Origin of the sequence: Haemophilus influenzae (assembly GCF_003494325.1) — a bacterium.
Taxonomy (GTDB): domain Bacteria; phylum Pseudomonadota; class Gammaproteobacteria; order Enterobacterales; family Pasteurellaceae; genus Haemophilus; species Haemophilus influenzae_I.
Genome location: NZ_QQIK01000001.1, coordinates 32,053 through 54,611, shown reverse-complemented (window position 1 = coordinate 54,611; position 22,559 = coordinate 32,053). Strand labels below are relative to the sequence as shown.

The 22,559-nt window shown below is 37.6% G+C and carries 21 protein-coding genes, 2 tRNA genes, 2 pseudogenes and 1 riboswitch; of the genes and pseudogenes, 9 read left to right on the top strand and 16 right to left on the bottom strand.

All coding sequences use genetic code 11. From position 1 onward, the window contains the following. Nucleotides 1–59 precede the first annotated feature (59 nt). Genes ftsX through ftsY form a run of 3 tightly spaced genes read right to left on the bottom strand, consistent with a single transcriptional unit; the run spans nt 60 to nt 2,879 of the window. A complete protein-coding gene (ftsX, locus tag DV356_RS00265) occupies nt 60–992 on the bottom strand; it encodes a permease-like cell division protein FtsX (RefSeq protein WP_112118991.1) in 933 nt (310 codons plus the stop codon). Between the two features lie 9 nt (nt 993–1,001). Then, complete coding sequence (ftsE, locus tag DV356_RS00260) at nt 1,002–1,658, bottom strand: cell division ATP-binding protein FtsE (RefSeq protein ID WP_118806365.1); 657 nt, start codon at nt 1,656–1,658, stop codon at nt 1,002–1,004. Between the two features lie 18 nt (nt 1,659–1,676). Next, complete coding sequence (gene ftsY, locus DV356_RS00255; protein ID WP_192882150.1) at nt 1,677–2,879, bottom strand: signal recognition particle-docking protein FtsY; 1,203 nt, start codon at nt 2,877–2,879, stop codon at nt 1,677–1,679. 99 nt (nt 2,880–2,978) lie between these two features. Here ftsY and rsmD point away from each other — a divergent pair, with 99 nt between their 5' ends. Together rsmD and trmL are read left to right on the top strand one after the other, a co-directional pair. Then, a complete protein-coding gene (gene rsmD / locus DV356_RS00250) occupies nt 2,979–3,560 on the top strand; it encodes a 16S rRNA (guanine(966)-N(2))-methyltransferase RsmD (RefSeq protein WP_112087941.1) in 582 nt (193 codons plus the stop codon). A 10-nt stretch (nt 3,561–3,570) separates the two neighbouring features. Then, nucleotides 3,571–4,053, top strand: coding sequence for a tRNA (uridine(34)/cytosine(34)/5-carboxymethylaminomethyluridine(34)-2'-O)-methyltransferase TrmL (trmL, locus tag DV356_RS00245; RefSeq protein ID WP_038440203.1), 483 nt, complete (start codon nt 3,571–3,573; stop codon nt 4,051–4,053). Between the two features lie 48 nt (nt 4,054–4,101). Here the strand turns inward: trmL and DV356_RS00240 are convergent, their stop codons facing one another. Beyond that, nucleotides 4,102–4,938, bottom strand: a complete 837-nt coding sequence (locus DV356_RS00240) for a glycosyltransferase family 25 protein (protein WP_192882141.1) — start codon at nt 4,936–4,938, stop codon at nt 4,102–4,104. 26 nt (nt 4,939–4,964) lie between these two features. After that, on the bottom strand, nt 4,965–5,612 hold the full coding sequence (gene ribB, locus DV356_RS00235) for a 3,4-dihydroxy-2-butanone-4-phosphate synthase (protein ID WP_038440205.1): 648 nt from the start codon (nt 5,610–5,612) through the stop codon (nt 4,965–4,967). 88 nt (nt 5,613–5,700) lie between these two features. Next, nucleotides 5,701–5,878, bottom strand: a riboswitch (FMN riboswitch). Between ribB and nadR the strand changes: the two are divergent. After that, nucleotides 5,855–7,096 (top strand): annotated as a pseudogene (gene nadR / locus DV356_RS00230) (multifunctional transcriptional regulator/nicotinamide-nucleotide adenylyltransferase/ribosylnicotinamide kinase NadR); the annotation flags it as partial. It overlaps the preceding riboswitch by 24 nt. Continuing rightward, nucleotides 7,093–7,773, top strand: coding sequence for a metallophosphoesterase family protein (locus DV356_RS00225; RefSeq protein WP_042593678.1), 681 nt, complete (start codon nt 7,093–7,095; stop codon nt 7,771–7,773). The pseudogene nadR and the gene DV356_RS00225, both read left to right, overlap by 4 nt. A gap of 218 nt (nt 7,774–7,991) precedes the next feature. Here the strand turns inward: DV356_RS00225 and DV356_RS00220 are convergent. The 5 genes from DV356_RS00220 to mutY form a co-directional block, all read right to left on the bottom strand. Then, nucleotides 7,992–8,067 (bottom strand) — tRNA-Asn (locus tag DV356_RS00220). 2 nt (nt 8,068–8,069) lie between these two features. After that, nucleotides 8,070–8,145, bottom strand: a tRNA-Phe gene (locus tag DV356_RS00215). Nucleotides 8,146–8,383: 238 nt separating this feature from the next. Beyond that, nucleotides 8,384–9,457, bottom strand: a complete 1,074-nt coding sequence (gene mltC, locus DV356_RS00210; RefSeq protein ID WP_048954663.1) for a membrane-bound lytic murein transglycosylase MltC — start codon at nt 9,455–9,457, stop codon at nt 8,384–8,386. A gap of 14 nt (nt 9,458–9,471) precedes the next feature. Next, nucleotides 9,472–9,744 (bottom strand): oxidative damage protection protein, encoded by a 273-nt coding sequence (locus DV356_RS00205; RefSeq protein WP_005648477.1) that lies wholly within the window; start codon nt 9,742–9,744, stop codon nt 9,472–9,474. Further along, a complete protein-coding gene (gene mutY / locus DV356_RS00200) occupies nt 9,722–10,858 on the bottom strand; it encodes an A/G-specific adenine glycosylase (protein ID WP_074039564.1) in 1,137 nt (378 codons plus the stop codon). Before mutY ends, DV356_RS00205 begins: the two co-directional genes overlap by 23 nt. A 176-nt stretch (nt 10,859–11,034) precedes the next feature. On the opposite strand from mutY, the gene rpmE reads away from it, so the two are divergent. Next, nucleotides 11,035–11,247, top strand: a complete 213-nt coding sequence (gene rpmE / locus DV356_RS00195) for a 50S ribosomal protein L31 (protein ID WP_005625828.1) — start codon at nt 11,035–11,037, stop codon at nt 11,245–11,247. 77 nt (nt 11,248–11,324) lie between these two features. Here rpmE and DV356_RS00190 read toward each other — a convergent pair whose 3' ends face one another. Beyond that, nucleotides 11,325–12,008 (bottom strand): 2,3-diphosphoglycerate-dependent phosphoglycerate mutase, encoded by a 684-nt coding sequence (locus tag DV356_RS00190; protein WP_005652337.1) that lies wholly within the window; start codon nt 12,006–12,008, stop codon nt 11,325–11,327. 175 nt (nt 12,009–12,183) lie between these two features. On the opposite strand from DV356_RS00190, the gene envC reads away from it, so the two are divergent. Both envC and DV356_RS00180 read left to right on the top strand, forming a co-directional pair. Further along, the gene (gene envC, locus DV356_RS00185; RefSeq protein WP_005652336.1) at nt 12,184–13,416 is read left to right on the top strand and encodes a murein hydrolase activator EnvC; all 1,233 of its coding nucleotides are present in this window, start codon (nt 12,184–12,186) and stop codon (nt 13,414–13,416) included. Beyond that, the gene (locus DV356_RS00180; RefSeq protein WP_050845994.1) at nt 13,416–14,258 is read left to right on the top strand and encodes a divergent polysaccharide deacetylase family protein; all 843 of its coding nucleotides are present in this window, start codon (nt 13,416–13,418) and stop codon (nt 14,256–14,258) included. The genes envC and DV356_RS00180 overlap by 1 nt, the downstream gene beginning before the upstream one ends. 60 nt (nt 14,259–14,318) lie before the next feature. Here DV356_RS00180 and DV356_RS00175 read toward each other — a convergent pair whose 3' ends face one another. The 3 genes from DV356_RS00175 to purL form a co-directional block, all read right to left on the bottom strand. Continuing rightward, nucleotides 14,319–15,062: a glycosyltransferase family 25 protein gene (locus DV356_RS00175; RefSeq protein ID WP_050845993.1), complete on the bottom strand. Its 744-nt coding sequence runs from the start codon at nt 15,060–15,062 to the stop codon at nt 14,319–14,321. A 13-nt stretch (nt 15,063–15,075) separates the two neighbouring features. Beyond that, nucleotides 15,076–15,393, bottom strand: a complete 318-nt coding sequence (locus tag DV356_RS00170) for a hypothetical protein (RefSeq protein WP_005666251.1) — start codon at nt 15,391–15,393, stop codon at nt 15,076–15,078. A 195-nt stretch (nt 15,394–15,588) separates the two neighbouring features. Continuing rightward, a complete protein-coding gene (gene purL / locus DV356_RS00165) occupies nt 15,589–19,482 on the bottom strand; it encodes a phosphoribosylformylglycinamidine synthase (protein ID WP_105896969.1) in 3,894 nt (1,297 codons plus the stop codon). Between the two features lie 328 nt (nt 19,483–19,810). Between purL and DV356_RS00160 the strand changes: the two are divergent. Both DV356_RS00160 and tpx read left to right on the top strand, forming a co-directional pair. After that, nucleotides 19,811–20,055 (top strand): annotated as a pseudogene (locus DV356_RS00160) (hypothetical protein); the annotation flags it as partial. Nucleotides 20,056–20,117: 62 nt separating this feature from the next. Further along, nucleotides 20,118–20,615, top strand: coding sequence for a thiol peroxidase (gene tpx / locus DV356_RS00155; protein ID WP_005663159.1), 498 nt, complete (start codon nt 20,118–20,120; stop codon nt 20,613–20,615). A 218-nt stretch (nt 20,616–20,833) separates the two neighbouring features. Here the strand turns inward: tpx and dapF are convergent, their stop codons facing one another. Both dapF and lexA read right to left on the bottom strand, forming a co-directional pair. Next, a complete protein-coding gene (gene dapF / locus DV356_RS00150; RefSeq protein WP_118806363.1) occupies nt 20,834–21,658 on the bottom strand; it encodes a diaminopimelate epimerase in 825 nt (274 codons plus the stop codon). A gap of 142 nt (nt 21,659–21,800) precedes the next feature. Continuing rightward, nucleotides 21,801–22,424, bottom strand: a complete 624-nt coding sequence (lexA, locus tag DV356_RS00145; RefSeq protein WP_005648504.1) for a transcriptional repressor LexA — start codon at nt 22,422–22,424, stop codon at nt 21,801–21,803. Nucleotides 22,425–22,559 lie beyond the last annotated feature (135 nt).

Genomic DNA, 22,559 nt, shown 5'->3' with positions numbered 1-22,559 from the left:
TTCCACATTGTTTCAAAATCAAAACACAATGGAAAACAACCGCACTTTTCAATCAACACCTAAACTCGGTTATCAATCAAGGCAATGTGTCTTTTTGCGGCAATCCACGCCCCAACATAGCCCATAATTAAACAGCACACTAATAAGAATACAAATTCGCCAACGCCTAATCCATTCAAACTGAATTGAACGGCAAAAATATCTGTTACATATTTCACTGCAGAAGTAAAATAGCTGATAATAAAGCTACTAAAAATTGCTGCAACTAACCCACCTAACAGGGCATAAATCATCCCTGTATAAAGATAAGGACGAAGGATAAATTGATCTGTTGCACCAAGCAATTTCATCACATCAATACTTGATCGGCTACTATACACATCAGAGCGAATACTGTTACCAATAACTAAAAATACCGCTATCGTCATTAATACAGTGCAGAAAATTGCCACATGGGCGATTAACCAAGAAAGTGCGGTCAATTTTTCCATCCAATCGTTATCTAAGCGAACTTCTTGCACGCCTTTAATTTTATTTAAATTGGTACGTAATTCGTCACGTTTTTCTGAAACATTAAATTCGCTCGTCGGTTTTACTATAACGACCGCAGGCAATGGATTATCATCTAAAATTTCCAATTCTTCACCAAAGCCAGACCAGCTTTTAAATTCCTTTAAACTTTCTTGACGAGAAACATAATTCAGTGATTCCACGCCTTTTTGCTGACGGATTTTCTCTACCACTAAATTCGCATTTTCCTCACTTAAATTTTTATGAAGATAAATAGTCAATTCACTTTCAGGATAAAATTGAGTGGTGGCTAAATGCAAATTTTTCCACATTAAATAGCTCACAGTCGGGATCGTAAGCGAAACGGCAATCACTAAAATCGTGAGCAGCGTGCCAAATTTACGTTGCCACAAATCCGCCCATACTGCACGCAAAGTATAGGCTGTTTGAACAAAAACAGATGCATCCGTTGATCGGCTCATGATTATTCCTTAATAACGTAAATAACCTTGTTCAAGCACAAGACAAGGTTTTGGTTTTTGTTGAATTAAATTAATGTCGTGAGTAGCAATTAACACAGTCATTCCTAGACGATTAAATTCTTCAAACAAATTAAAAATCCCTACGGAAAGTTCATCGTCTAAATTACCCGTTGGTTCATCTGCCAATAAGAGTTGAGGTTTATGCACAATCGCACGCGCAATATCAACGCGTTGCTGTTCTCCGCCAGAAATTTGCGGTGGCAAATAGTGGGCTTTATTACGCAATCCTACACGATCTAAAGATGCCATTGCTCGAGTATTCGCATCTTTTGGATGCATACCTGCAATAATCAACGGCAATGCCACATTTTCCACCACTGTACGATCTGTTAATAAACGATAATCTTGATGAACCATACCAATTTGGCGACGCAGAAATGGAATTTCATATTTTGACAAGCGAGTAATATCATGCCCGTTAAACCAAATTTGACCTGCGTTGGCTTTTTCCATTCCCATAATAAGCTTGAGTAATGTACTTTTCCCTGCTCCTGAATGCCCAACTAAGTAAGTCATACTTCCCACTGGAAGATGAAAATTCAAGCCTTGTAACGCTGGCTGCGTTGCACCATGATAGGCTTTAGAAACATTTGAGAGCTTAATCACAATTCTTCCTTATTCTTTTTATTCTTCTTCATGAACGAATAATGCCTCAATAAATTCTTTCGCATTAAACTCACGTAAATCTTCAATTTTCTCGCCTACACCGATATAGCGAATAGGCAACTTAAACTGATCGGCTATGGCAAAAATCACGCCACCTTTTGCCGTGCCATCTAATTTTGTTAGAGAGATTCCTGTTAAACCCACAGCCTCATTAAATAACTTCGCTTGGCTAATGGCATTTTGTCCCGTGCCAGCATCCAGCGTAAGCATAATTTCATGTGGCGCAGTTTCATCATATTTTTTCATAACACGAACAATTTTTTTCAGTTCGTCCATTAAGTTATTTTTATTTTGCAGACGACCCGCCGTATCCGCAATAAGAATATCAATATTGCGTGCAGCCGCTGATTGCATCGCATCAAAAATCACAGACGCAGAATCAGACCCCGTGCTTTGCGCAACAACTGGAATATGATTGCGCTCTCCCCAAACTTGAAGCTGCTCAACAGCCGCCGCACGGAAAGTATCGCCCGCCGCAAGCATCACTGATTTTCCTTCAGCCTGAAATTTACGTGCGAGCTTACCAATTGTCGTTGTTTTACCCACGCCATTTACGCCCACCATTAAAATCACATAAGGTTTTTTCGTGCTATCAATCTCTAAAGGTTGTGCTACTGGCTCAAGAATATCCGCCATTTCTACTTTTAATTGTTGATATAAAAGCTCGGCATTTTGTAATTCTTTACGGCTTGCATGTTCAGTCAAATTTTTGATGATTTTACTTGTTGTCGGCACACCAATATCCGCAATTAAAAGTTGTTCTTCTAATTCTTCAAACAACTCATCATCAATTTTCTTTCCTAAGAAAAAACCACGAAAACCCGTGCCAATATTTTGTTTAGTTTTCAGTAATCCCTTAACTAAACGACTAAAAAAGCCCCCTTCACTTGGCTTTTCGCGAGTTTCAATTTCAACAACGGGCTGAAGATCATCTTCTAAATTTTTCGCATCGATGATTTCTTCAATCGGCTCAAGTGCGGTTGAAATTTCCTGTATTTTTTCTTCTTCGACTAAATCATGAGTTTCAAATTTTTCAATAGACGGCTCGATATCTTTTATCTTTTCTTCTTCAATTATTGGCTCAATTTTAGGTTCATCTTGCTTTTTATTACGCCCAAATAACGATGCCCAAAATCCGCCTTTTTTATTTTCTTCAGCCATAATAAAATGCTCTCTTAACTGTAATCCGATAAAAATGTCGTTCATTCTAGCAAAAAATCGTCTAAACTAAGCACAATTTTCAATAAAAATCGAATCTTTATGAAAAAAATACAAACGCCAAATGCAAAGGGCGAGGTTCGCATTATTGCAGGTCTATGGCGAGGGCGAAAACTTACCGTATTAAATTCAGAAGGCTTACGCCCAACTGGCGATAGAGTGAAAGAAACGCTTTTTAATTGGTTAATGCCTTATATCCACCAATCTGAATGTTTAGATGGCTTTGCGGGGAGTGGTTCATTAGGTTTTGAAGCACTTTCTCGCCAAGCGAAAAAAGTGACTTTTTTAGAACTAGATAAAACTGTCGCCAATCAATTAAAAAAGAATTTACAAACACTCAAATGCTCATCAGAACAGGCTGAAGTAATTAATCAAAGTAGTTTGGATTTTCTAAAACAACCACAAAATCAACCGCACTTTGATGTGGTATTTTTAGATCCACCTTTTCATTTTAATTTGGCAGAACAAGCAATTAGTTTGCTTTGTGAAAATAACTGGCTAAAACCCAATGCGTTAATTTACGTAGAAACAGAGAAAGATAAACCGCTTATTACTCCTGAAAACTGGACGTTATTGAAAGAAAAAACGACGGGAATAGTGAGCTATCGTTTATATCAGAATTAGAGAGAAAATTATGTTAGATATCGTTTTATATGAACCAGAAATCCCACAAAATACTGGTAACATTATTCGACTTTGTGCCAACACAGGATTTCGCTTGCACTTAATTGAACCGCTAGGTTTCACTTGGGATGATAAACGCTTACGCCGCTCAGGTTTGGATTATCACGAATTTGCGGAAATCAAACGCCACAAAACCTTTGAAGCCTTTTTAGAAAGCGAAAAACCCAAACGCCTTTTTGCACTTACAACAAAAGGCTGTCCAGCACATAGCCAAGTGAAATTTAAATTTGGGGATTATTTAATGTTTGGCCCAGAAACTCGTGGCATTCCGATGTCAATTTTAAATGAAATGCCGATGGAACAAAAAATCCGCATTCCAATGACTGCCAATAGCCGCAGTATGAACTTGTCTAATTCTGTTGCAGTAACGGTTTATGAAGCGTGGCGACAATTAGGCTATAAAGGTGCGGTAAATTTACCAGAAGTAAAATAAACAAAAAAGTGCGGTTAAAATTTAATAAGATTTTTAACCGCACTTTTATTATTTAAATGGAACTTGTTTTCCGAATATCCGTTTTTTTATTCTAATTAGTTCATTTTTTATTTTAGCTAAAGGTTTAGCGGGAATTTGGTTTTTATGCACTTTTTCCCTACCATTATGCAAACTACTCTCAAAATAATTTTCATCATGCAGAATAAAACTTTGAGCGCATATTGCAGGGGAAAGTTGCATAACTTTATAATCTTTTTTGCCTAATAATTCATCAAAAATTAGAGTATCAATAGCAAGATAAAGTTGTTTATTTCTTATGTTATTCAATAAATATCTAGCACCCTTAGCTGTGATTGAATAGCCAGCCATTCCAGTATGTTTGAATTTCAATCGGGAAATATTTCTATTACATTTTATTTGCTCACACTTTCCATAAATTATTTTTCCATGAGCTTCTAACTTCAATATATCAGTATCTTCAGGTATATAATCAATATTCAACAATTCTTTTGCATTTTCTCCCAAATAAATATCGTCTTCAAAAATATTAATATAATCTAAATTATTTTCTAAAACGAAATTCCATAAAACAATATGGCTTAATGCACAGGCTATCTCAGCATCACACAAAGTTGCTTTTGATGAACGATCAAAGGTGATATTAAATTTTTTAGCGGTTTCTTCAATAATGTCGGGCGTAATAGCATCAAAAAATTCGAAAGGAATATTCTGCTTACCGAATTCTTCGGTAATGTGTTTTCGGCGTTTTTGTTCAGTAGTTAAACTGATAACATAATTGTGCTGAGCTGCATTATGCATAATAAGTAACCCAAATAAATAAAAAGTTGGAACAGTATAATATAAAAAGTACGGTAAAAAAATCATAGAAATTTTCACCGCACTTTTGCATTTTAAATATTATGTGCTAAACGATATTCAACTAAATCTTCAATGGTTAGCACGGAATAACCAAATTTTTTCGCAAATTCTACAATCTCAGGGGTGCGTGCCATTGTGCCGTCGTCATTCGTGATTTCACAAATAACGCCTGCTTCTTTAAATCCTGCCAGACGTGCTAAATCAACGGAAGCTTCTGTGTGTCCGCGACGAGTAAGTACGCCACCATTTACTGCACGAAGTGGGAAAACATGGCCTGGACGATGTAAATCTGTTGGAACTGCATTATCAGCAATAGCCGTTTGAATGGTTGTGACTCGGTCTGCGGCAGATACGCCCGTAGAAACACCTTTTGCGGCTTCAATCGTCACAGTAAAAGCCGTTTTGTTTACGCTATTATTGTGTTCTACCATTGACGGTAAATCGAGTTGTTGGCAACGTTCATCAGTAATGCATAAACAAACAATGCCACTGCCATAACGAATTAATTTTGCCATTTGTTCTGGCGTGATTGTTTCTGCTGGGAAAATTAAATCGCCTTCATTTTCACGATCTTCATCATCTAAAACTAATACGCCAGTTCCATTTTTAAAGGCATTAATTGCATTAAGTACGCGTTCTTCAGCGGTGTTGCCGAATGGGGATAAAATTGACTGATTCATAGTAATTTCCTAATTTGAGATTTCAATTAAATACCAGAATCAGGGCTGAGAAATGCAAATAAAATGAACGATTTGGGAACCCAACTCGTTTTATTCTCTTTCATCCAGACTTTACTGTCGGCTTTGGAATTTCACCAAATCTGCTGACTTTAAAAGTGAAAATCAGGACAATTTAGCAAGAAAAATTTGCCAAAAATTGACCGCACTTTTAAACGCTCGTGGGCTTTACCACCGGTAGGGAATTTCACCCTGCCCTGAGAATGCGAGCTAAGTATAACGCAAAATACCTAGGCACTAAATCAGAACGTGAAAAATATTTTCATTTAGCCTACAATAAACACACTCAATTCTTACGCTATCAAGAGCAGATTATGTCAAAAACAAAAGAGAAAAAAGTCGGTGTCATTTTCGGGAAATTTTATCCTGTACACACAGGCCATATAAATATGATTTATGAGGCGTTCAGTAAAGTCGATGAACTGCACGTTATCGTGTGTAGTGATACGGTGCGAGATTTGAAATTATTTTACGATAGTAAAATGAAACGCATGCCAACCGTTCAGGATCGCTTGCGTTGGATGCAGCAAATTTTCAAATATCAAAAAAATCAGATTTTTATTCATCATTTGGTTGAAGACGGTATTCCGAGTTATCCAAATGGCTGGCAATCTTGGAGTGAAGCGGTTAAAACCCTATTCCATGAAAAACATTTTGAGCCTTCAATCGTATTTAGTAGCGAACCTCAAGATAAAGCGCCTTACGAGAAATACTTAGGTTTAGAAGTTTCGTTAGTCGATCCTGACCGCACTTTCTTTAATGTATCCGCCACAAAAATTCGCACCACACCATTCCAATATTGGAAATTTATTCCGAAAGAAGCTCGTCCTTTCTTTGCCAAAACGGTGGCGATTTTAGGGGGAGAAAGCAGTGGTAAAAGCGTGCTAGTTAATAAGTTAGCCGCCGTATTTAATACCACTTCTGCGTGGGAATACGGGCGTGAATTTGTATTTGAAAAGCTCGGTGGCGACGAGCAAGCGATGCAATATTCTGACTATCCGCAAATGGCGCTTGGTCATCAACGATACATTGATTATGCCGTGCGCCATTCTCATAAAATTGCATTTATTGATACGGATTTCATCACCACCCAAGCATTTTGCATTCAGTATGAAGGAAAAGCCCACCCATTTTTAGACTCAATGATTAAAGAATATCCCTTCGATGTCACTATTTTACTTAAAAATAATACTGAATGGGTGGATGATGGCTTGCGTAGCTTAGGCTCACAAAAACAACGCCAACAATTTCAACAACTACTCAAAAAACTGTTAGATAAATATAAAGTCCCTTATATAGAGATTGAATCGCCAAGTTATCTTGATCGCTATAACCAAGTTAAAGCAGTCATTGAGAAAGTGTTAAATGAAGAGGAAATCAGTGAATTACAAAACACAACCTTTCCTATAAAAGGGACATCTCAATGATTTTATTTGCTGGTGATCCGCACGGAAGCTATGATCACATTTACCCTTTTATAAAAGAACAGGAAAATGTCGCACTGATAATTTTAGGCGATTTACAGCTCACGACAGCAGATGAATTGGATAAACTTGCACAACATTGTGATATTTGGTTTATTCATGGAAATCATGATAGCAAAACCATTAGTGCTTTTGATTCAATTTGGGGTTCTAAGTGGCAATCACGCAATTTACACAATCGCGTAGTTGATATTCAAGGAACTCGCATTGCGGGATTAGGCGGTGTATTTCGCGGACAAATTTGGATGCCACCAAATCGCCCCATGTTTTTTGATCCTATTCATTATTGCCAATATAGCCCACAGGAGAAGATTTGGCGAGGCGGTGTGCCTTTGCGTCATCGCACGTCAATTTTTCCATCAGATATTGAAATCTTAGAAAACCAACAAGCGGATGTGTTGATTTGTCACGAAGCCCCTAAACCACATCCGATGGGTTTCCAAGTAATTAATGATTTGGCAATGAAGATGGGGGTTAAGCTAGTATTCCACGGACATCATCACGAAAACTTTACTTATCGAACAAAGTATCCCTACAAAATCACGAATGTAGGTTTCCGCAGTCTTGCTGATGCAGAGGGAAATTATTTGCTGCAAACGATCGACGATCGTGAAAAATAAATCTATTCCAAAATAAAAGCCGACTCATTTTTCTTCTTTAAGTTAAACGCAAGCGACTTAGGTCGCTTGCTAACATCAAAAATAAGAAGGCTCTCGCTCATTGATACGCCATTTTGAATTTTGATGCCTAGTTATAGTTACAAGACTAGAGAAGATTATATATTTTATATATAAGAAAGCAAAAAGCCGCTAAATCTCTTTAGCGACCTTTTTAAATTTGGCTCCTCCTGCGGGACTCGAACCTGCGACATATGGATTAACAGTCCACCGTTCTACCGACTGAACTAAGGAGGAAATGGTGCCTCGAGGCGGAATCGAACCACCGACACGGGGATTTTCAATCCCCTGCTCTACCGACTGAGCTATCGAGGCGTTATCGTTATTGGCTACTGCCTGACAACGGGGCGTATTAAACTATTTTTTCGGTTTTCGGTCAATAACTAAATGCAAAAAAAATGGAAAAAACATTTCATTTGAATAGTTAATCATCAATATGTTTATTAAAACAACGAAATAATAAAAACTATTTTAAAATTTACCGCACTTTTTTAATAAAAAATGCTCAATGGTGTTAGCCAGCGAGCATTTTTGATTATCTGAAAAAATTCAATTATCGTCTAACACGGAATTTTTTCTGTGCCTTATCAACTTTCAACAAATAATTGCGTGCTTGTGATGATGGGTGAATCGTCGTTAGAATGCGATAAACTTGTTCTGGATACATTTGATTGATTTTGTAAATCGCCGTATCCTTATCATTATCAAAAACACGTAACACTGCGCCTGCACCACTATTATAAGCAGAAATCATGGCGAAACGTTTTGAGGTTGGATTCGTAATTCCATCTAAATATTGATTTTGTAAAATCCATAAATAAGACACACCAGCATCAATATTATTCGCAGGATCATATAAATAACGCGTTGATGGCTGCCCACCTTTGCCTTTCATTGCAAATACATCTCGACCTGCTGTATGAGGCACGACTTGCATTAATCCAATAGCATTTGCATAGCTAATCGCATATGGGTTAAAACTTGATTCTGTTTGCATAATGCCCAAAATCAAACTTTCATCGATGCCATAACGTTGCGCAGCTTTACGAATCAATGGTAAATATTTTCGTGCACGCACTTCTACGTGGTTTGCAATCATAGGAACAGAGACAAATTGCACGGTATGCCCGTTTTGTAATCGACGTGTTTGCAATTTATTTTGAATCAAATAAGTGGCGAAATTACTTGCGATAACTTGATTAGCAATGTGTTGCCCTTGATGATCCACAACCTGCCCCAAAAGGAATGGGCGAGAGCTAATCGGCACATCGCCAGATGCAAATAAATCAATACCTTTTGCATCCGCTCCCATTAACAAGGTATGAACAATAGCATTATGTAAACGATTTAGATCTTGCTGAGTTTCAATAACGATATTACCTTCATCAAAACTCACGTGGCTACGCGTATAAAAAGAATCTGTATATTTCACGTAATCTTTTCGACTAGCCACTAACAATTCATTGACGCCCCAAATACGGTCAATATTATGCGAGAATTGCCCTGTGAGAATATCTAACCCTTGCGTGTCTTTAGCAAAGGCTTCATCATAGTTAATACCTTGATTCGATGAATTACTACAAGCATACAAAAAAGGCAACAATGCCAATAATAAATATTTTTTCATTGTAGGATAGATAACTAATTTGATGGTGGAACATAACCTTCAATATGAACATCTTTACCTTCAAACAAAAAATTAACCATTTCTTGTTCTAATAATTTACGGTGCTCTGCATTCATCATATTAAGTTTTTTTTCATTCACAAGCATCGTTTGTTTCTTAATCCATTCGCCCCAAGCCTGTTTACTTACTGAATCAAAAATACGCTTGCCCAACTCTCCAGGATAAAGTTGAAAATCTAAGCCTTCCGCTTCTTTTTTGAGATATTCACAAAATACTGTTCTTGCCATAATGATTCCTTACAAATTGTATTAAAAGATTTTTCACAGGCTGAGCCAGCCCGATCGGTTCAGGATTTTGTGGATCATACCAATATTTGACCGCACTTGATAGGTTTGATTGGTATTCTTTTGTGCTTTCCATCACTTTTCGCCAGTCTAAATTAGCCTGCTCTACGCATAAAGTACTCTCCATTTCGGCGTAAATTGGATGAATATCTAAATGAAAATGGCTAAATGTATGTCGAAAACTCGGCCATTCTTGATAATGCGTGACTTTTTCTTGGGCTAAAAAATGAAGCAACGAGGATTTATCTTCAAATTGTGGAAAACAAAATAATCCGCCCCATAATCCCGAGTTTTCTCGCTGCTCCAAACATACTTTGCCATTTTTCGACAAAATTAAAAAATAGGTAGTTTTTTCTGGCATCGCTTTTTTAGGTTTTTTAGCTGGAAATTTTTCCCAGTTTGTATTTTTATAAGCCAAACAATCTATATTTAACGGACAAAGATCGCATTTGGGCTTAGTTCGCATGCAAACCATTGCACCAATGTCCATCATTGCTTGATTAAAATCTGCCACACGCATCGTAGGTGTAACTTGCTCCGTTAATGCCCACAAGCGATTTTCTACTTTTTTCTCGCCACTCCATCCCTCAATAGCAAAATAACGCGCCAACACACGTTTAACATTACCATCTAAAATTGGATAAGGCTGATTTAAAACAGAAGATAAAATGGCACCAGCAGTTGAACGTCCCACTCCAGATAACGCCCAAACTTGCTCAAAATTTGTCGGGAAATTTCCATTAAATTCATCCCGTACTTTTTGAGCGGCTTTATGTAAATTACGCGCTCGTGCATAATAGCCTAAGCCCGTCCATAAATGTAACACTTCATCTTGTGAAGCATTGGCAAGTGCGGTGATATTTGGAAATGTTTTGATAAACCGCTCAAAATAAGGAATTACCGTCGCAACTTGCGTTTGTTGCAACATCACTTCAGAAAGCCATACACCATAAAGCGTTTTATTTTGCTGCCAAGGTAAATGCTTGCGTCCAAACTTGTCGTACCAAGCTAAAACAGATTTGGCAAATGGCGCATTGATGGAAGATTTTGCTAACATAAAAAGAAAAGTGCGGTTAAAAATGCTGATGATTTTACACGAAAATAGAGCTTGTTTATCTGCATTTTTTCAGTATAATTCGCAACCTATTTGGTGCCAATTATGGCGTATTATTCACTCACGCGGTGTAGGGAGAAAGTTCCTATAGCGGCGTGGCTTCATTTTGAGGTTTTTCTATGAAACAAGGTATTCATCCAGAATATAAAGAAATTACTGCGACTTGTTCTTGCGGTAATGTGATCAAAACACGTTCAACTTTAGGCAAAGACATCAACCTTGATGTGTGCGGTAACTGCCACCCATTCTATACTGGTAAACAACGTGTTGTTGATACTGGTGGTCGTGTCGAGCGTTTCAACAGCCGTTTCAAAATTCCAAGCACAAAATAATTTGGACTTGTTTAAAAACCCCGCTAATTTGCGGGGTTTTGTTTTATACAGTTAGAACAACAATACGTTGAACTTAATTAAAGATAGTAATGTTCTACATAATTTAATTTATCATCAAGTTTTAAAACTAAAGGCTGACCTGTTGGAATTTCAAAATCCATAATTTCAGCATCAGAAATACCGATAATATGTTTTGCCAACGCACGAAGTGAATTACCGTGAGCAACCACTAAAACACGTTTGCCAGAAAGCATTGCTGGTGCAATTTGATCTTCCCAGAATGGTAATGCACGTTCTAATGTTAATTTTAAATTTTCTGCGTTTGGCACAACATCAGATGGAATATTTGCGTAGCGACGGTCATTGTGTGCAGAATTTGGATCTTGTGGATCTAAATCTGGTGGAGAAATGTCGTAAGAACGACGCCAAATATGAACTTGTTCGTCACCGTATTGCTCCGCAGTCGCTTTTTTATCTAAACCTTGTAAAGCACCATAATGACGTTCATTTAAACGCCAGTTTTTCACTTGAGGAATCCATAATTGATGGGATTCTTCTAACACGATATTACAAGTTTTGATTGCTCGAGTTAAAACGGAGGTAAATGCGATATCAAATTCATAACCTTTGTCTAACAGTTTTTTACCCGCAGCTTTTGCTTCTTCCACACCACGTTCAGTTAAATTCACATCACGCCAGCCTGTGAATAAGTTTTTCGCATTCCATTCACTAAAACCGTGACGGATAAATACTAATTCCATAAGAATCTCCTAATTTTTTCAAATAAAAAGAACGCACATTTTATAGCAAAAAATCCTTAGCTTTAAAAGTTAAAAGGGATGATTTCCTGATCTTCAGCAAAAAATAACCATCAAACTTTTTCGCCTTTTAACAAATATGATAAGATTTGCGAGTTTTACGAATTTAGGACGAATTATGTTGCGTTTTGGCGTTAATCAAAAAACATCATTATTATTAACCGCACTTTTAAGCTGCGGTTTATTAATATTTTCGCCTGTCAGCCAATCTTCCGATCTCAATCAAATTCAAAAACAAATTAAGCAACAAGAATCTAAAATTGAGAAACAAAAGCTTCAGCAAACTAAGTTGCAAGCGAATTTAAAAAAACACGAGAGTAAAATTAACAGTGTTGCGAGTGAACTGCTTGAAACCGAAATAAGTTTAAAGGAAATTCGTAAGCAAATTGCCGATGCAGATAAGCAATTCAAACAATTAGAAAAACAGGAACGTGAGCAAAAAGCACGATTAGCCAAACAAATAGATATAATTTATCGTTCAGGCATTAATCCATCGCTGATTGAACGAATGTTTGCCAAAGATCCGACAAAAGCAGAGCGAATGAAAGTTTATTATCAGCATTTAAATCAAGTTCGGATTGAAATGATTGATAATTTAAAAGCAACGCAAGCACAAATTGCAGTACAAAAAAAGGCGATTCTCTCTCAACAAAAGAATCACCGAAATCAACTTTCCACACAAAAAAAACAACAACAAGCATTGCAAAAAGCACAGCAAGAGCATCAATCTACGCTGAATGAACTCAATAAAAATTTAGCCCTAGATCAAGATAAATTGAATGCACTAAAAGCAAACGAACAAGCACTTCGTCAAGAAATTCAACGAGCTGAACAAGCAGCACGCGAACAAGAAAAACGTGAAAGAGAGGCACTTGCTCAACGCCAAAAAGCTGAAGAAAAACGAACATCAAAGCCTTATCAACCAACTGTGCAAGAACGCCAATTACTTAATAGTACAAGCGGTTTAGGGGCGGCAAAAAAACAATATTCCTTACCAGTTTCTGGTTCAATTTTGCATACTTTTGGTTCTATTCAAGCAGGCGAAGTACGTTGGAAAGGTATGGTAATTGGCGCATCAGCAGGCACGCCTGTTAAAGCAATTGCTGCTGGACGCGTCATTTTAGCGGGATATTTAAATGGTTATGGTTATATGGTTATTGTTAAACACGGCGAAACTGATTTAAGTTTATATGGCTTCAATCAAGCTGTATCAGTGAAAGTTGGTCAGCTTGTTTCAGCAGGGCAGGTTATTGCTCAAGTAGGAAATACAGGGGAAATATCACGTTCTGCGCTTTATTTTGGTATTAGCCGTAAAGGAACGCCAGTAAATCCTGCAGGGTGGGTTCGTTGATGAATATTCTGATAAAAAGTGCGGTAAAAAATTTCATTGTTTTTTCTACCGCACTTTATACCTCTTTTTCTTTTGCTCAAAGTAAACTTGCTATTGTTATTGATGATGTAGGCTATCATCTCAAAGAAGATGCGGCAATTTTTGCGATGCCACGTGAAATTTCCGTAGCAATTATTCCTGCAGCGCCCTATGCTCGAGCACGTAATCAAGAAGCAAAATCTCAAGGTAGAGATATTTTAATCCATATGCCGATGCAACCAGTAAGTGCAGTGAAAATAGAAGACGGTGGGCTGCATTTAGGAATGTCTGCGGCACAAGTAAATGATCGCGTTAATACGGCTAAAAATATTGTGCGTGATGCCATCGGTATGAACAATCATATGGGGAGTGCAGCAACGGCAGATCCCCAATTAATGACTTATTTAATGACCGCACTTCAAGAAAAACATTTATTCTTTTTAGATAGTCGAACAATAGGAAAATCTGTAGCTGGAAAAATAGCAAAAGAACAAGGGGTGCGTTCATTAGATCGCCATATATTTTTAGATGATAGTAACGAATTCGCAGACGTTCAACGTCAATTTAAAGCAGCAATTCACTATGCTAGAAAACACGGCTCCGCCATTGCAATAGGTCATCCTCGCCAAAATACGATTGCAGTTTTACAAGCAGGACTTCGTAATTTACCCGAAGATATTCAATTAGTCGGAATGGGAAATTTATGGCGAAATGAAAAAGTTATTCCGCCCAAGCCATTTATTTTATTATTCAGCGAAGTGCCTGCACCAACTTCTATAGAACCTTTTGAGCCTGTAGGATTATTGCGTGGAATTCCAAAATAAAACAGTTGCTAATATTTAAAAATAAACATTAACAACTGCTTTGTCTACTATATCAATTTATCAATGGAATAAGTTATAAATACGTCTTTTAATATTAGTTTTTAGATTAAACAACTCTCTCATAATCACTATTTTTAATGATCTCTGTTTCCTTTGTTTCTCATAAATAGTTGATTCTATCTCGCCATCATCTTCTAAGCAAAATGGTACTATTGCATAAGGTGGCACTTTATTCTCAAAAAAACGATCCATTGTCACATCCACGGTTAAATACCACTCCTTGCTTTGTGTTAAAAATTTCCTTGCTGCTTGGGGAGTTAAATAATAACCTGTAGCACCAGCAAATCCTTTACTAAATTGATATATCGAAAGATTACCGAAATTAGAGATCAATTTTCTTTTATTTTTCAAACGATCAGGTTGTAACCAGAAAAATTCAAACGTATTTTTATCGCTATTAATAAAATCAAGTACTTCTAAGAAATTATTTTTAAATTTAGCATCATCTTCTAATACAATAATAGGGTAATCTAATTCTACACATTTCTCCCACATAGAATAATGGCTCGCATAACAGCCTAATTGACCCAAGGTTAAAGGATACCCCTTTGTATTCAACCGCTTATTTTCATTGTAACGTTGAAACAATGGGTGATTCGGATTTGATTTTCCATAAATAGCATCAAAAAAGTGAATTTCTTGTATTAAATTATTCGAAAATAACTGTTCAAACTGTGCTTGCATATAAGCTTTTCGATCTGTAGATTTTTCTAGATTAATAATGAAGATAGGTGTAATAAACATAATCTCTCCATAGTTATTTAAATGGAACGATAAATTTCTGCTTATTTTGTTTAGCAGTAATTCTTTTATGTTTAGTAAACAATCTTATTATTTTTTCTAATATTGTTCTCTTTTCTTTTACCTTATTTATTTCTTGAAGAATAATTTGTTTGCTTTGTGATGTACTATTTAAGTCACTCTTTGCTTGCTTGCTTGCTTGCTTGCTTGCTTGCTTGCTTGCTTGCTTGCTTGCTTGCTTGCTTGCTTGCTTGCTTGCTTGCTTGCCAAGACTATCTAAAATTTCATTTCTTATTATCAAGTTATTATTAATATGTGTTAATGTGATTAACATAATTCCGCCTTCATAAAATATTTATTTATAAAAAGACAAATCGTAAACGATGTGATTTGTTTAGTTATGGTAGATAATTATACCCCTACCTATTCATTTTACAAATACGTAAATTCCGTTTTAAAAGTAACGCACACAGTGAAAATCTGCCAGATTTCCACCGCACTTTTTTAACCTTCAAGTCCATTTATTTCTCTAAAATACCATTCTTGCATTTCTGAATAATCTCATCCACGCACCGTCTTCTGTCCAGTTTTCTGGGTGCCAAGAGTTACTCACAGCACGGAACACACGTTCAGGGTGTGGCATCATAATAGCAACTCGCCCATCAAGATTTGTAATTGCAGTAATGCCCTCCGAAGAACCATTCGGATTGGCAGGATATAGTTCGGTGGGGCTACCGTTGTTGTCAATATATTGTGCGGCAATGATGCCTTGTGCTTTTAAGCCTGCAAACTGTTCAACTGATTTAAACTTAACTTGTCCTTCCCCGTGAGAAACCGCAATGGGCATATGTGAGCCTGCCATTCCTGCAAACCAAACTGAATCCACTTCATTAATTTTCACTAAACTCACACGCGCTTCAAAGCGTTCAGATTTGTTGCGTACAAAATGCGGCCAGTTTTCTGTACCTGGGATAATTTCCGCCAAGTTAGAGATCATTTGACAACCGTTACATACGCCTAAGGTCAGTGTGTTTGGATTGATAAAAAACTGGCTGAATTGCTCATGTAATTTCGGGTTAAATAAGATGGATTTTGCCCAACCGCCCCCTGCACCAAGCACATCGCCGTAAGAGAAACCGCCACAAGCAACCATTGCATTGAATTCTGCTAAATTACGACGACCAATCATTAAATCAGACATATGCACGTCAATTGCATTAAAGCCTGCACGATCAAACGCCGCTGCCATTTCATAATGACTATTTACACCTTGTTCACGTAAAATTGCAATGGTTGGTTTTACACCTTTATTGATAAATGGCGCAGTAATATCTTCATTCACATCGTAAGTCAAAAATGCGGATAAGCCTTTGTCGTCAGGGTTTTTCTTAGCTTCAAACTCTTGCTCAGCACACTCTGGATTATCGCGTAAGCGTTGCATTTGGTAAGTTAATTCTGCCCAAATACTACGTAATTCAGAGCGTTTTTCGCTGAATAATTTATGGCTGCCGCGGCTGATTTCAAAGCGATCATCAACAGTTACCGTACCAAGTTGGTGAGTAATACCAAGCAAATTGTGAGCTTTCAACACCTCACGTACGCTTTCTAATTGGCTATCGGCAACTTGGATAACCGCTCCCAATTCTTCGTTAAATAATACCGCTAAATCGTTGTCGCCTAGGGCTGAAATATCAACTTCTACCCCACAATGCCCTGCAAACGCCATTTCTGCAAGAGTTGTGATTAAACCGCCGTCCGAACGGTCGTGATAAGCCAATAATTTATCTTCTGCCACTAAAATTTGCATTGCATTGTAAAAATCTTTTAAGCGTTGAACCTTTACCACATCGGCAGGCTTGTCTCCTAACTGTTTGTACACTTGAGCAAGTGCGGTCGCACCTAATCGATTATGCCCTTCGCCTAAATCAATTAGCAATAAACTCGAGAAACCTTTGTCGGTACGAAGTTGTGGCGTAAGCGTTTTACGTACATCTTCTACACGAGCAAAAGCGGAAATTACTAATGAAAGCGGGGCGGTCACTGATTTTTTCTCGCCATTATCGATCCAAGTGGTTTTCATCGACATTGAGTCTTTACCCACAGGAATAGTTAAGCCTAACGCAGGACAAAGTTCTTCGCCCACAGCTTTTACTGCTTCATAAAGTCCAGCATCTTCGCCTGTGTGACCTGCTGCACTCATCCAGTTGGCGGAAAGTTTAATACGTTTCATCTCGCCAATTAGGGTGCCAGCAATGTTAGTAATGGCCTCCGCCACAGCTAAACGTGCCGAAGCCGAGAAATCTAGCAAGGCAACTGGAGAGCGTTCGCCCATTGCCATTGCTTCGCCGTGGTAGCTATCCAGTGAAGCAGTAGTAACAGCCACATCAGACACGGGGATTTGCCAAGGACCCACCATTTGATCTCGTGCCACCATACCTGTTACCGAGCGATCACCAATAGTAATTAAGAAAGTTTTTTCTGCGACAACGGGTAAACGTAATACACGGTGGAATGCTTCTTTTAATTGAATACCTTCTGTTTTAAGTGATTGATTTTCTGCTGTTTTTGACAAAACTTCACGCGTCATTTTCGGCGTTTTGCCTAATAACACATTCATTGGTAAATCAATTGGATTATTATCGAAATGACTATCGTGCAAGATTAAATGTTCTGCTTGTGTTGCTTCGCCAATCACTGCAAAAGGGGCACGTTCACGCTCACAAAGTGCGGTAAATAATTCGAGGTTTTCTGGCGCAACGGCTAATACATAACGTTCTTGCGATTCATTACACCAAATTTCCAATGGCGACATACCTTTTTCATCACAAAGAATAGAACGCAGATCGAATTTTCCTCCACGCTTGCCATCGTGTACCAATTCAGGCATTGCATTAGATAAACCACCCGCACCCACATCGTGAATAAACAAGATTGGATTTTCTTCGCCTAATTGCCAACAGCGGTCAATAACTTCTTGGCAGCGGCGTTCCATTTCCGGATTTTCACGTTGAACAGAAGCAAAATCTAAATCTTCTTTTGATTTACCACTGTCCATCGAAGAAGCAGCACCACCACCTAAACCGATGTTCATTGCTGCCCCACCCAAAACGATCAATTTAGCACCGATTGGAATTTCGCCTTTTTGAACCTGTTCGCCACGAATATTACCGATTCCTCCAGCTAACATAATCGGCTTGTGATAACCGCGTACTTCTTTTCCTGCAAAACTATTTACTTTTTCTTCATAAGTACGGAAATAACCTAATAATGCTGGGCGACCAAATTCATTATTAAATGCCGCACTACCTAAAGGCGCATCTATCATAATATCTAAGGCAGAAGCAATGCGATTTGGTTTAGACAATGGATTTTCCCAAGGTTGTTCAAAATTTGGAATAGCGAGGTTAGACACCGAGAAACCTGTTAAACCTGCTTTGGGTTTTGCCCCACGCCCCGTTGCCCCTTCATCACGAATCTCCCCGCCAGAGCCTGTTGCGGCACCAGGAAATGGCGAAATTGCTGTGGGATGGTTATGTGTTTCTACTTTCATTAAAATGTGCACATCTTCTTGATGAACACGATATTGTCCATCAGGATCAGGAAACCAACGCCCGACTTTCGAACCTTCCATTACTGCAGCATTATCTTTATAAGCAGAAAGCACAAAATCAGGCGTTTGCTCAAAGGTATTTTTGATCATTTTAAACAGCGATTTATCCTGTTTTTTGCCATCAATAATCCAATCGGCATTAAAAATTTTATGGCGACAATGCTCTGAATTCGCTTGTGCAAACATATAAAGCTCCACATCCTGTGGATTACGCTTTAAGGCAGTAAAACTTTCCACTAAATAATCCATCTCATCATCTGCCAACGCTAAACCCAAGGCAATATTCGCCTGTTCTAATGCTTGACGGCCACCATTTAAAATATCAATGGTAGTTAATGCTTTGGGTTCTTGTTGAGTAAAAAGCAAGGCTGCTTCTGTTTCGTGATTTAACACGGTTTCTAACATACGGTCGTGTAATAAATCTTTCAGCGTAGCCAATTCTGCTTCGGTTAAATCACGCTCAATATTGAAGTAATAGGCTATACCACGTTCAATACGATTTACCTTCGACAAACCACAATTGTGAACGATGTCTGTCGCTTTTGAAGACCAAGAGGAAATTGTCCCCACTCGTGGAGTCACAATTAAACAATATCCTGCAGGCTTGAGTTCAGAAAACATTGACCCATAATGCAATAATGCTTGTAATTTAACGATTTCATCTTCTACAAGCGATGTTTTTTGTTCAACAAAATGCAAATACTCTGCATAAACTGACGTAATAGGCAATTGATATTGCTGGCATTTTTGTTGAAGTTGAGTTAAACGAAATTCAGAAAGAGCAGGCGAGCCACGAAAGGTTTTGACAGTCATATTGCAGTTCCGTATAAAAGAAAATAAAAAACAGACGTATTATAACGAACAAAGCAAACGTTTGCATTCAAAATAAAACAAGAAGATTTATGTTCAAACATACTCCCTATTTTCAAGTAATACAAAGCTTATACCCTCTCTACAACCGCTAAAAAATCAATCAATTACTTTATCTATTGCTAATAAATTTTAAAACCTTATGAACAGCCAGCCAAAGATAACCCAATTGAAGTATTTTTGTTTGATAATGTGATATAACAGACGTAAAATTACACACTTTCATAAACTCGGAAATTTTTATACTTTCAATTAATTTAAGGACATAACAATGAGCTTATTTTCAGAACCATCTAAACGTCGTTATGGCGTTGCAATTTTTTGCAGGTTTTATCTCTGCTTTCGTTAAATGGGGAGCGGAGCATCCTTTTCCACCGTGCAGAGCCCTATTGATTTCACGAATTTAACTGGATCGAGGTAACGCACATACTGTTTTCATTAGTCTTTGCTATTGGTTATTGTGTGGTGGCTGAAATTTTCCCGAAAATCAAATTCTGGATAGCTTTAATTGGTGGAAAGAATTAGAAAGCGTGGTATAGTTTAAACACTTTTCACTTAATCTAAATAAAGAGGATTTTATGACAGTTACATTAGCAGGAAACCCTATTGAAGTTGGCGGACATTTCCCTCAAGTGGGCGAAATAGTAGAAAACTTTATTTTAGTCGGTAATGACTTAGCCGATGTTGCATTAAACGATTTTGCAGGTAAACGCAAGGTCCTAAATATTTTTCCAAGCATCGACACAGGTGTGTGTGCGACTTCAGTACGTAAATTTAACCAACAAGCGGCAAAATTAAGTAACACCGTAGTGCTTTGTATTTCAGCAGACTTGCCCTTTGCTCAAGCTCGTTTTTGTGGAGCAGAAGGAATTGAAAATGCCAAAACAGTTTCAACTTTTCGTAACCACGCATTACACTCACAATTAGGCGTAGATATTCAAACTGGCCCGTTGGCAGGTTTAACTTCTCGTGCGGTTATTGTGTTAGATGAACAAAACAATGTTTTACACAGCCAGTTAGTTGAAGAAATTAAAGAAGAGCCAAACTATGAAGCTGCATTGGCAGTGTTAGCGTAGTAGATAGAAGATTTAAAACAAGAACCGCCGAGAGGCGGTTTTTTATTATGCTAATAATCTATTTCTTTGAGTAAAAAATCTAGAGATTGTATGAAAAATGCTTGTTCTGATTACTTAAAGTTATCAAACAGTTCAATAAAAATATATTTAGATACAAAATGTTTACGCTAATTTAAGAAAAACGCCCAATCTTTTTTAAGATAAATGGGGAAAAAATATTAAAGAGTTATAAACCCATCATAAATATGGGTCGCCTCGCCTGTCATATAAAGTGGATGACCAACACCATTCCATTCGATCATGAGCGAACCGCCTGGTAAATCTACTTGGACATTGTTGTTCAATAAGCCTTGCATAATTCCAACTGCAACAGCTGCACAAGCACCACTTCCACAGGCTTGAGTTTCGCCAGCACCACGTTCATAAACTCTAAGCTTAATATGTTCTTTGTTGATGATTTGCATAAAACCAGCATTGACACGCTCAGGAAAACGTTCGTGGCTTTCTAACAAAGGACCAAGCTGTTCAACATTTGCTGTTTGAATATCATCTACTTGTACAACACAATGAGGATTCCCCATTGAAACTGCACCACATAGTACGGTTTGAATATCTGTACGCAGAATATAATTTTTCTCAAATTTATTTGCGGTAAATGGAATTTTTGCTGGTTCCCAAATTGGTTCGCCCATATTCACACGAATTTGATTGTCATCTTTCACCATCAAAACCATATTACCCTTTTGTGTGCTAACCGAGATGTCTTTTTTGTTAGTTAGCCCTTTTAATGTCACAAACCGAGCAAAACAACGAGCACCATTTCCGCATTGCGAAACTTCGCTTCCATCAGCATTAAAAATTCTATAATGAAAGTCGAGTTCGGGATCGTAAGGAGCTTCAACAATTAAAAGTTGATCAAACCCAATTCCACAATGGCGATTGGCTAAACGTCGGATCGTTTCTGGAGTAAAAAACACATTTTGAGTGACTCCATCAACCACAACAAAATCGTTACCTAATCCGTGCATTTTGGAAAACTGCATTTTTCCATCCTTTGTATAAATTCAAGATTTTTGCATTATAAAGAGCAGCAAAAATCATGGCAAATAAAGAACTCTAGTATAAGCAAAGTGCGGTAAAAATACCGTAAATTTTTACCGCACTTTATTCATTCTTGGTATCAGATTACATCCAAGCGTTATTACGAATAATGCCTACTGCAATACCTTCAATTTCAAAATTTTTTTGTTCTTCAAGATTGACTACTATAGGATCAAATTCTTCATTTTCTGCGTGTAGATAAATGATAGAACCTTTTTTCTCAAGACGTTTTACTGTTACTTCATCTTCAATACGTGCAACCACAATTTGTCCGTTACGTACATCCTTAGTACTATGCACAGCTAGTAAATCACCATCTAAGATACCAACATTTTTCATTGATAGACCATAAACTTTAAGTAAGAAGTCAGCCTGTGGTTTAAACATATCTGCATCTACTCGATATGTCGCTTCAATATGCTGCTCTGCAAGAATCGGTTCTCCAGCAGCTACGCGCCCTACAAGCGGTAAACCGTCAAATTCATCATTCGAACTATTGTCTAAAATACGAATACCACGAGATGCGCCGGGAATGATTTCGATTGCACCTTTACGTGAAAGTGCTTTCAAATGTTCTTCTGCGGCATTTGCAGATTTGAAACCTAATTCTCGAGATATTTCTGCTCGTGTTGGTGGCATACCTGTTGTTTCCAAATGGCGTTTTAATAAATCCAACACTTCTTGTTGGCGTGCGGTTAATGGTCTCATATACACTCCTGTTTTTAAACACAGATAACTGGTATTGTATACAGATTGTGTAAAGTTGCAACTGTTATTTTTTAAATCTGTGTATTAAGTCACATTTTGTCGCCAAATTTTCTAAATTAGTTGAGATCGGATGTG

What these genes read in the sequence shown, in the direction of transcription:
- ftsX (WP_112118991.1), bottom strand. Translation starts at nt 992, where the DNA reads ATGAGCCGATCAACGGATGCATCTGTTTTTGTTCAAACAGCCTATACT.
- ftsY (WP_192882150.1), bottom strand. Translation starts at nt 2,879, where the DNA reads ATGGCTGAAGAAAATAAAAAAGGCGGATTTTGGGCATCGTTATTTGGG.
- rsmD (WP_112087941.1), top strand. Translation starts at nt 2,979, where the DNA reads ATGAAAAAAATACAAACGCCAAATGCAAAGGGCGAGGTTCGCATTATT.
- trmL (WP_038440203.1), top strand. Translation starts at nt 3,571, where the DNA reads ATGTTAGATATCGTTTTATATGAACCAGAAATCCCACAAAATACTGGT.
- DV356_RS00240 (WP_192882141.1), bottom strand. Translation starts at nt 4,938, where the DNA reads ATGATTTTTTTACCGTACTTTTTATATTATACTGTTCCAACTTTTTAT.
- ribB (WP_038440205.1), bottom strand. Translation starts at nt 5,612, where the DNA reads ATGAATCAGTCAATTTTATCCCCATTCGGCAACACCGCTGAAGAACGC.
- DV356_RS00225 (WP_042593678.1), top strand. Translation starts at nt 7,093, where the DNA reads ATGATTTTATTTGCTGGTGATCCGCACGGAAGCTATGATCACATTTAC.
- mltC (WP_048954663.1), bottom strand. Translation starts at nt 9,457, where the DNA reads ATGAAAAAATATTTATTATTGGCATTGTTGCCTTTTTTGTATGCTTGT.
- DV356_RS00205 (WP_005648477.1), bottom strand. Translation starts at nt 9,744, where the DNA reads ATGGCAAGAACAGTATTTTGTGAATATCTCAAAAAAGAAGCGGAAGGC.
- mutY (WP_074039564.1), bottom strand. Translation starts at nt 10,858, where the DNA reads ATGTTAGCAAAATCTTCCATCAATGCGCCATTTGCCAAATCTGTTTTA.
- rpmE (WP_005625828.1), top strand. Translation starts at nt 11,035, where the DNA reads ATGAAACAAGGTATTCATCCAGAATATAAAGAAATTACTGCGACTTGT.
- DV356_RS00190 (WP_005652337.1), bottom strand. Translation starts at nt 12,008, where the DNA reads ATGGAATTAGTATTTATCCGTCACGGTTTTAGTGAATGGAATGCGAAA.
- envC (WP_005652336.1), top strand. Translation starts at nt 12,184, where the DNA reads ATGTTGCGTTTTGGCGTTAATCAAAAAACATCATTATTATTAACCGCA.
- DV356_RS00180 (WP_050845994.1), top strand. Translation starts at nt 13,416, where the DNA reads ATGAATATTCTGATAAAAAGTGCGGTAAAAAATTTCATTGTTTTTTCT.
- DV356_RS00175 (WP_050845993.1), bottom strand. Translation starts at nt 15,062, where the DNA reads ATGTTTATTACACCTATCTTCATTATTAATCTAGAAAAATCTACAGAT.
- DV356_RS00170 (WP_005666251.1), bottom strand. Translation starts at nt 15,393, where the DNA reads ATGTTAATCACATTAACACATATTAATAATAACTTGATAATAAGAAAT.
- purL (WP_105896969.1), bottom strand. Translation starts at nt 19,482, where the DNA reads ATGACTGTCAAAACCTTTCGTGGCTCGCCTGCTCTTTCTGAATTTCGT.
- tpx (WP_005663159.1), top strand. Translation starts at nt 20,118, where the DNA reads ATGACAGTTACATTAGCAGGAAACCCTATTGAAGTTGGCGGACATTTC.
- dapF (WP_118806363.1), bottom strand. Translation starts at nt 21,658, where the DNA reads ATGCAGTTTTCCAAAATGCACGGATTAGGTAACGATTTTGTTGTGGTT.
- lexA (WP_005648504.1), bottom strand. Translation starts at nt 22,424, where the DNA reads ATGAGACCATTAACCGCACGCCAACAAGAAGTGTTGGATTTATTAAAA.